General features: G+C 73.0%; 11 protein-coding genes. 7 read left to right on the top strand and 4 right to left on the bottom strand.

The features are described 5' to 3' along the window. Nucleotides 1–32: 32 nt before the first annotated feature. Nucleotides 33–395, bottom strand: coding sequence for a VOC family protein (locus SJ20_RS01465; protein ID WP_020621445.1), 363 nt, complete (start codon nucleotides 393–395; stop codon nucleotides 33–35). Nucleotides 396–1010: 615 nt separating this feature from the next. On the opposite strand from SJ20_RS01465, the gene SJ20_RS01460 reads away from it, so the two are divergent. The 3 genes from SJ20_RS01460 to SJ20_RS11965 all read left to right on the top strand — a co-directional run bounded on the left by SJ20_RS01460 (nucleotide 1011) and on the right by SJ20_RS11965 (nucleotide 1966). Continuing rightward, complete coding sequence (locus SJ20_RS01460) at nucleotides 1011–1517, top strand: hypothetical protein (protein ID WP_044658685.1); 507 nt, start codon at nucleotides 1011–1013, stop codon at nucleotides 1515–1517. A gap of 3 nt (nucleotides 1518–1520) precedes the next feature. After that, nucleotides 1521–1724: a helix-turn-helix transcriptional regulator gene (locus tag SJ20_RS01455; protein ID WP_002856639.1), complete on the top strand. Its 204-nt coding sequence runs from the start codon at nucleotides 1521–1523 to the stop codon at nucleotides 1722–1724. A gap of 86 nt (nucleotides 1725–1810) precedes the next feature. Continuing rightward, nucleotides 1811–1966, top strand: a complete 156-nt coding sequence (locus SJ20_RS11965) for a hypothetical protein (RefSeq protein WP_010079551.1) — start codon at nucleotides 1811–1813, stop codon at nucleotides 1964–1966. 33 nt (nucleotides 1967–1999) lie between these two features. Here the strand turns inward: SJ20_RS11965 and SJ20_RS01450 are convergent, their stop codons facing one another. Together SJ20_RS01450 and SJ20_RS11960 are read right to left on the bottom strand one after the other, a co-directional pair. Beyond that, nucleotides 2000–2446, bottom strand: coding sequence for a YchJ family protein (locus tag SJ20_RS01450; RefSeq protein ID WP_044658684.1), 447 nt, complete (start codon nucleotides 2444–2446; stop codon nucleotides 2000–2002). Continuing rightward, nucleotides 2443–2607, bottom strand: coding sequence for a hypothetical protein (locus SJ20_RS11960; RefSeq protein ID WP_155643109.1), 165 nt, complete (start codon nucleotides 2605–2607; stop codon nucleotides 2443–2445). Before SJ20_RS11960 ends, SJ20_RS01450 begins: the two co-directional genes overlap by 4 nt. 176 nt (nucleotides 2608–2783) lie before the next feature. Between SJ20_RS11960 and purS the strand changes: the two genes are divergently transcribed. The 4 genes from purS (at nucleotide 2784) to SJ20_RS01430 (ending at nucleotide 6760) form a co-directional block, all read left to right on the top strand. Further along, a complete protein-coding gene (purS, locus tag SJ20_RS01445; RefSeq protein ID WP_002856633.1) occupies nucleotides 2784–3050 on the top strand; it encodes a phosphoribosylformylglycinamidine synthase subunit PurS in 267 nt (88 codons plus the stop codon). Further along, a complete protein-coding gene (gene purQ / locus SJ20_RS01440) occupies nucleotides 3047–3841 on the top strand; it encodes a phosphoribosylformylglycinamidine synthase subunit PurQ (RefSeq protein WP_044658683.1) in 795 nt (264 codons plus the stop codon). The genes purS and purQ overlap by 4 nt, the downstream gene beginning before the upstream one ends. After that, nucleotides 3838–6144 (top strand): phosphoribosylformylglycinamidine synthase subunit PurL, encoded by a 2307-nt coding sequence (gene purL / locus SJ20_RS01435; RefSeq protein WP_044658682.1) that lies wholly within the window; start codon nucleotides 3838–3840, stop codon nucleotides 6142–6144. The genes purQ and purL overlap by 4 nt, the downstream gene beginning before the upstream one ends. A gap of 235 nt (nucleotides 6145–6379) precedes the next feature. Further along, nucleotides 6380–6760 (top strand): YtxH domain-containing protein, encoded by a 381-nt coding sequence (locus SJ20_RS01430; protein ID WP_044658681.1) that lies wholly within the window; start codon nucleotides 6380–6382, stop codon nucleotides 6758–6760. 63 nt (nucleotides 6761–6823) lie between these two features. On the opposite strand, the gene SJ20_RS01425 is transcribed toward SJ20_RS01430, so the two are convergent. Next, nucleotides 6824–7528: a hypothetical protein gene (locus tag SJ20_RS01425; RefSeq protein ID WP_044658686.1), complete on the bottom strand. Its 705-nt coding sequence runs from the start codon at nucleotides 7526–7528 to the stop codon at nucleotides 6824–6826. Between the last annotated feature and the right edge of the window lie 54 nt (nucleotides 7529–7582).

The following is a 7582-nucleotide window of genomic DNA, read 5'->3' as shown; positions in this document are numbered from 1 at the left end:
CCGCGGAGACGCCGGGCCGTCGTGGGGTCGGCTCAGCCGTCGAGGATGCAGAACTCGTTGCCCTCGGGGTCGGCGAGGACGGCCCAGCCGAGGTCGACGCGGCGGTCGTCGACCATCGCGGCGCCGAGGGCGAGCGCCCGCTCGATCTCGGCGTCGCGCGTCGAGCCGGCGGCCGCGCGCAGGTCCATGTGGGCGCGGTTCTTCACGCGCTTGGCGTCCGGGACGCGGAAGAAGAGGACGACCTGCCCGTCAGGGCCGACGAGTGAGCACTCGTCCGACCCCGGGCGGTAGAGGTGAGGCTCGTCGACCTCCCAGCCGAGCAGCGCGCGCCAGAACTCGGCGATGGCGTGGGGGTCCAGCGCGTCCCACGTGGTGTGAGAGAGACGGAGGGACATGGCGGCTCCTCAGGAACGGGCCGGGGCGAGCGGGGACGACTCCACGCGAGCCAAGGGCGCGGCACCCCGGGCAAGGCGGGTTGACTTGTCACGGGTATTCACCGCCCAGACCCGCGACAAGTCAACCCGCGTTGGCCGGACGGGCGGACGGACGGCGGAGGGCCGGGTCACCCGCGGATGTGTCGCATCACGAGCCGCGGGATCGCGCTGCGCGGGCTGATGCTGCACCACGCGACGGGCTCGCCGTCCGAGTACCGACGACGCCGGGCGCAGGCTCCCCCGCAGCGAGCGCCCGCATGGTGTCCTCGCGGGGGTCGCCGGGCGCGTGCCTCTGCGGCGCTGAGAGCCGGGGGGACAGGCACCAGCAGTGCGTGGCGCGGCGGTTCGGGTTGACGACGTGCGCGAAGTCGTCGAAGCGGTCGGCGGTGAGCGGGTGCACCTCGAAGGCCATGCGGCCAGCATCGTGGGCGGCGGTGGAGGCGTCCACGGCGAGGCCCAGCTCCGCCGCCGCCCTGTCGGGCCACCGTCAAGCAGACTTGACGTCAAACTCTCTTTACTGTCAAGCTTGCTTCACACGACGGGGACAAACCCCGGCCCCGCCCCGGAGGGACCGCCATGGCCACCACGCCGCACACCACCACCGACCTCGCCCGCGACCGCCGCCCCCGCTGGGGCCGCTCCGCCCGTCTGGGCGGCGGGTCCGGGCGACTGATCCTCGTCAGCCTCGTGGCCGGCGTCGTCATCGCCCTGCTGATCGGGGCCGCGTCCTACGGTCTGGCCTCGAGCCAGGGCGACGCCGGTCCCCGCTTCCCGGCGGTCACGGGCGCGGTCATGGCGGCGTCGGCGCTCCCGGTCGGCATCACCCTCGCCTGGCTGTTCCTCGTGGACCGCACCACCGTCCGCGGGGCCATCCGAGACACCGAGGAGACCATCGAGGGCCGGTGGCTCGAGAAGGCGCAGTCCGCCGCGTTCGGCGACCTGCTCGTGGTGCTGGGCCTGGGCACGTTCGTCATTGCCATGACCGGATGGCAGGCCGACCTGCCGCTCGTGGGCGCCGGGCTGCTCCTCTTCGCGGGCGCCTCGGTGGCCGTCCGCTACGCGCTCCAGAAGCGCCGGGGCTGAGCCGTGGAGAACACCATCCCCGACGAGCGTGCCCGCCTCGGCTGGTCGCAGCAGCGGCTCGCCGACGAGCTCGGCGTCTCCCGGCAGACCGTCATCTCTCTCGAGAAGGGCCGCTACGACCCCTCGCTCCCCCTCGCCTTCCGCCTGGCGGCCGTGTTCGGGCGGCGGATCGAGGACCTGTTCACCCCGGACGGCAACGCGGGTTGAGTTGTCGCGGGTCCGGGCGCCCAGCACCCGTGACAAGTCAACCCGCGTTGAGCCCGGGGCGGCGTGGGGCGTGAGAGGCTGGGGCCATGGATCGAGAGCTGCGCACCCCTCCGGAGCTGGAGGGCGTGGACTGGCACGACGACGCCCCGCGTCGCCCCCGCCCGATCGTCACCCTGGTGGCGTGGATCGCCATCCTGGGTCTGGTCCTCAGCGTGGGCGCCGGGATCTTCTCCGCCTTCTGACGCGTCACCGCCGGCCGACGCGCCGCCCCGGCCTCAGCGCACGTCGCCGTTAACGTAGCGCCAGATCCCGTCCTCACGGCGGAACCGGCTGACCTCATGGAGTCGGAACCGCCCCTCGGCCCCCGTGCCGACGGCCACGAACTCCACGGTCCCGGCGTCCTGGAACGGCCCGCCGTCCCGCACGTCCAGCACCGCCAGGCGGGTGAACCGCGGCGCCGGTTCCCCCGCGGCCGGCAGCAGCTCGGCCGCGGTGGGTCGATGCTCGGGGGCCCAGGTCGCGGCGAGGTAGTCGGCCATCGCCCGGACCTCTGCCGGCCCGGCCTCGCCCAGCCGCGCGAACGCCGTGTACCGGGAGCGCATGAGCGCCTCGGCGGTGGGCGCGGTCAGGGCGCCGTCCCGGGCGAAACGCGCCTGCAGGCGACCGCAGCACGCCGCGAGCCCGGCTCCGGACCCGCAGGGGCAGGGCTCGGGACGGGTCACCGGCGCGGGCGTCCGGTCGCGCGACGCCGGGCGGACCGGGCCGTGATGCGGCGCACTCCCGTCAGCACGACGCCGGCCGCCGCGGCGAGCAGCGCGGGGCCGAGCGGGCTGATCGGCCGACGTCGGCCGAGCGGGGACACACGGGTCTGCTGAGGTCTCATGCCGCCAGGCTACGCCGGGCCGGCTGCCGCGTGCCGCCCCCATCACACCCCCGATTCCGCGTCCGGGCGGCCGAGTAGACTGGCCGGGCAAGCACGCGGAGCGCCCCGGGCCGGGCGTGAGACGGCATCTACACCGTCCTGCTCCGCGGCATCGTCCCGCACCCAGGAGCGTGTTCATGCCCATCATCGTCGTCGACGTCATGCCCAAGCCCGAGATCCTCGATCCGCAGGGCAAGGCGATCAACGGGGCCCTGCCCCGCCTCGGCTTCACCGAGTTCAGCCAGGTCCGCCAGGGCAAGCGCTTCGAGCTCACCGTGGAGGGCGAGGTCACCGACGAGATCCTCGCCCAGGCGCGCACGGCCGCCGAGGAGATGCTGTCCAACCCCGTCATCGAGGACGTCGTGAACGTGGCCGTCCTGGACGAGGCCGAGGGCGCCCGATGACCGAGCTCCCCCTCATCGGCGACTACTCGACGCCGACGACGCCGCTCAGCGGCGCGCGCATCGGCGTCATCACCTTCCCCGGCACCCTGGACGACGTGGACGCGCTGCGCGCCGTCCGCCTCGCCGGCGCCGAGCCCGTCTCCCTGTGGCACGCCGACGCGGACCCGCAGCGGACGCTCGCCGGCGTGGACGCCGTCGTGATCCCGGGCGGCTTCTCCTACGGCGACTACCTGCGCGCCGGCGCGATCGCGCGCTTCGCCCCCATGATGGACGCGGTGGCGACGGCGGCCGGCGGCCCCGAGGGCGACGCGGACGGCCTGCCGGTGCTCGGCATCTGCAACGGCTTCCAGATCCTCACCGAGTCGCACCTGCTGCCGGGCTCGATGATCAAGAACGACCACCTGCACTTCATCTGCCGCGACCAGGAGCTGGTCGTGGAGAGCACGGACACCGTGTGGACCCGCGACTTCGAGCAGGGCCAGACCATCACCGTGCCCCTGAAGAACCAGGACGGCCAGTACGTGGCGGACGAGAAGACCCTCGACGCCCTCGAGGCCGAGGGCCGCGTGGTGTTCCGCTATCAGGGCTGGAACCCGAACGGCTCGCGTCGGGACATCGCGGGCATCGCGAACCCGGCCGGCAACGTCGTCGGCCTGATGCCGCACCCGGAGCACGCCGTGGAGACGGGCTTCGGCCCGGACACCGCCGCCGGCCCCCGCTCCGGCGTGGACGGCCTCGGCTTCTTCACCTCCGTCCTGACCACCCTCGCCAGCCGTGGAGGCCATGCATGAGCCAGCAGTTCAACATCGAGACGGTCGCGGACGCCCAGGCGACGCCGGACGTCGAGCAGCCCTGGGCCGAGCTGGGCCTGAAGGAGAACGAGTACGCCGAGATCAAGAAGATCCTCGGCCGCCGTCCCACCGCCGCCGAGCTGGCCATGTACTCGGTCATGTGGTCCGAGCACTGCTCGTACAAGTCCTCGAAGGTGCACCTGCGCCAGTTCGGCGAGAAGCTCACCGACGAGATGAAGCAGCACATGATGGTGGGCATCGGCGAGAACGCCGGCGTGACCGACCTCGGTGACGGCTGGGCCGTGACGTTCAAGGTCGAGTCCCACAACTCGCCCTCCTACGTGGAGCCCTATCAGGGTGCGGCCACGGGCATCGGCGGCATCGTGCGCGACATCATCTCCATGGGCGCCCGCCCGGTGGCCGTGATGGACCCGCTGCGCTTCGGCGCGATCGACCACCCGGACACCGCCCGCGTGTTCCACGGCGTGGTGGCCGGCATCGGCGGCTACGGCAACTCCCTGGGCCTGCCGAACATCGGCGGCGAGACCCGCTTCGACCCGATCTACCAGGGCAACCCGCTCGTCAACGCCCTCGCCGTGGGCGTGCTCAAGCACGAGGACCTGCGCCTGGCCAACGCCTCCGGCGTGGGCAACAAGGTGGTCCTGTTCGGTGCCCGCACCGGCGGTGACGGCATCGGCGGCGCCTCCGTGCTGGCCTCAGAGTCCTTCGACGGCGACGGCAAGCCCGCCAAGCGCCCCTCGGTGCAGGTCGGCGACCCCTTCTCCGAGAAGGTGCTCATCGAGTGCTGTCTCGAGCTGTTCCGCGACTCCCTCGTCGAGGGCATCCAGGACCTCGGCGCCGCCGGCATCTCCTGCGCCACCTCCGAGCTCGCCTCCAACGGCGAGGGCGGCATGCGCGTGGAGCTGACGGACGTGCTGCTGCGCGACTCCACGCTGACCCCGGGCGAGATCCTCATGTCCGAGTCGCAGGAGCGCATGATGGCCGTGGTGACGCCGGAGAACGTCGCCGCGTTCGAGGCCGTCATGGCCACGTGGGACGTCGAGTACTCGTGGCTGGGCGAGGTCACCGGTGACGGCCGCCTGATCATCACCTGGGACGGCGAGGTCATCGTCGACGTGGACCCGCGCACCGTGGCCCACGACGGCCCGGTCTACGAGCGCCCGTACGCGCGTCCGGCCTGGCAGGACGAGCTCCAGGCGGACACGTTCCGCTCCTCCGAGGCCGGTCAGCACCTGCCCGCCACGGGCGAGGAGCTGCGCGCCGCCGTCGTGGAGCTGATGAGCTCCCCGAACCTGGCGGACACCTCCTGGATCACCCGTCAGTACGACCGCTACGTCCGCGGCAACACCGCCCTGGCTGCCCCGGACGACGCGGGCGTGGTGCGCGTGGACGAGGAGACCGGCATGGGCGTGGCCCTGGCCACGGACTGCAACGACCGGTTCACCTACCTGGACCCGTACACGGGCGCGCAGGCCTCCCTGGCCGAGGCGTACCGCAACGTCACCACCGCCGGGGCCGTGCCCCTGGCCGTCTCCGACTGCCTGAACTTCGGCTCCCCCGAGGACCCGGACGTGATGTGGCAGTTCGCGGAGGCCGTGCGCGGCCTGGCGGACGGCTGCCAGACCCTCGGCATCCCGGTGACCGGCGGCAACGTGTCCCTGTACAACCAGACGGGCAGCACCCCGATCCACCCCACCCCCACGGTGGCGGTGCTCGGCCAGCTCGACGACGTCCTGCGCCGCACCCCGTCTGGCTTCGCCCCGGACGCGGACGGCCAGGCGATCTACCTGCTGGGCGAGACCGCGGACGAGCTGGACGGCTCCGAGTTCGCGCGCCTGCGCGGCCACCTCGGCGGCCTGCCCCCGAAGGTCGACCTGAAGAAGGAGCGCCTGCTCGGCGAGCTGCTGGTCAACATGTCCCGGGACGGCATGATCGACGCCGCCCACGACGTCTCCGGCGGCGGCCTCGCGGCCACCCTGTCCGAGATGGTGCTGCGCTTCGGCGTGGGCGCCCGCGTGGTGCTGGACGAGGTGCTGCGCCGCGCCGGCGTGGACCTGTTCACCGCACTGTTCTCCGAGACGCAGGCGCGCGCCGTCGTGGCCGTGCCCCGCACCGAGGAGGTCCGGTTCACGGACATGACCACGGCCCGCGGCTACGCGGCCGTGCGCATCGGCGTGGTGGACGCCGACTCCGCGGCCCTCGAGGTCCAGGACGCCTTCACCCTGCCGATCGCGGAGCTGCGCGAGGCCTGGGAGGCCACCCTGCCGAAGCACTTCGGCTGACCCCGTGGGCCCACGGGCCCCGGCACGACGACGGCCGCTCACCTCCGGGGTGGGCGGCCGTCGTCGTGGGGCGGGACGGCGGGGACGAACGCCGCCGACCCTCGCACGGCCGTGCGCCTCAGTCGTTGACGCGGCGGGCTCCGATGACCAGAGTGATCCCAGGACAGCGCGCCAGCGCGCCGCCCGGCCCGTCCAAGAGGGTCGGCGCGGTCCCGACACATGAAGGAGACCACCCATGCGCCTCATCACCCTGGGCCTCGGCGCCGCACTCGGCTACCTGCTCGGCTCCGCCGAGGGCCGCAAGAACCTCGAGAAGATGACCCAGAACGCCCAGAAGCTCTGGAACGACCCCAAGACCCAGGAGAAGGTCGGCCAGGTCCAGGAGACCGCCCAGCAGAAGTTCGCTGAGGTGAAGAAGTCCGATCCGGTGCAGAAGGCCACGACGAAGGTGGAGGATGCCATGCAGGGCAACGACAAGAAGAACGACGTCCGCGAAGATCGCGTGACCGAGTCCAACAACGACAACATCACCTCGGCGGCCCGCCACGGTGCCGAGCCGGACACCATCTCGGACCCGTCCACCCCGCTGGGTGACGAGGGTCCGCTGACGCGCTGACCCGCGCAGACACGGCGGCCCGCCTCCCCGAGGGGAGGCGGGCCGCCGCCGCCGTGGGCCGGGTCAGCCGTCCTGCTTCAGGACCTCGTCGGCCGGCGGGGCCTGCACCGGATCCACCCCGCCCATCTCGGAGAGGGTCACCACGGCCTTCGTGCCGGCGGACTCGGTCTCCACGGTGAGCAGGCGGCCGTCCTCCTTGGACACCGTGAACGCGGTCAGCTCCACGCCCTCCTGCGGGCCCGAGACGGGCTCGTCCAGCACGTAGCGGATCGCATCCTGACCGCTGCGGCGGATGCCGTCCGCGTCCGCCTCGACGTCGTCCAGGCCGCCCGACTCCGGCAGGGAGCCCAGCAGGGAGCTCACCATCGCGCCCATGCCGGTGGCGCTGGGATCGCCCTCGTACGGGGTGGCGGTCCAGCGCTCCGCATAGGCGGGATGGTCCTCACCGCTCGCGCCGACGCGCTCCACCGTGAACCGGGAGTACGCGGTGCCGTCCACGATCCGGGACTCGTCCCGGGTGATCAGACCGTCGTCCTTGTACACGGACACGTACCGCATGGACGAGCCGTCCACGGGACCGGAGATGTCCACCGCGTCCGGGACCGCGCGGCCGTTGCTCGGGGCCTCGGACCGCAGCTCGGTGACCATGCGGACGGAGTCGGCCTCCTCGAGCTGGGTGCGGGCGCGGTCCCAGGCGCCGGGGGCGTCGTCGCCCGAGGCGCAGCCGGTCAGCAGCAGGGCGGCCGCCCCGAGGGCGGCGAGGGACAGGCCGCGGCGGGGGCGGCGGGGGGGGGGGTGGGGGGCCGGCGTCGTCGGGGGCGC

The sequence above is a fragment of the Micrococcus sp. MS-ASIII-49 genome, assembly GCF_000946635.1.
Taxonomy (GTDB): domain Bacteria; phylum Actinomycetota; class Actinomycetes; order Actinomycetales; family Micrococcaceae; genus Micrococcus; species Micrococcus luteus.
This window is presented reverse-complemented; position numbering and strand designations above follow the sequence as displayed.

Coding starts and splice junctions, on each gene's coding strand:
- SJ20_RS01465 (WP_020621445.1), bottom strand. CDS start 395: ATGTCCCTCCGTCTCTCTCACACCACGTGGGACGCGCTGGACCCCCAC.
- SJ20_RS11960 (WP_155643109.1), bottom strand. CDS start 2,607: ATGAGACCTCAGCAGACCCGTGTGTCCCCGCTCGGCCGACGTCGGCCG.
- purL (WP_044658682.1), top strand. CDS start 3,838: ATGAGCCAGCAGTTCAACATCGAGACGGTCGCGGACGCCCAGGCGACG.
- purS (WP_002856633.1), top strand. CDS start 2,784: ATGCCCATCATCGTCGTCGACGTCATGCCCAAGCCCGAGATCCTCGAT.
- SJ20_RS01460 (WP_044658685.1), top strand. CDS start 1,011: ATGGCCACCACGCCGCACACCACCACCGACCTCGCCCGCGACCGCCGC.
- purQ (WP_044658683.1), top strand. CDS start 3,047: ATGACCGAGCTCCCCCTCATCGGCGACTACTCGACGCCGACGACGCCG.
- SJ20_RS01430 (WP_044658681.1), top strand. CDS start 6,380: ATGCGCCTCATCACCCTGGGCCTCGGCGCCGCACTCGGCTACCTGCTC.
- SJ20_RS11965 (WP_010079551.1), top strand. CDS start 1,811: ATGGATCGAGAGCTGCGCACCCCTCCGGAGCTGGAGGGCGTGGACTGG.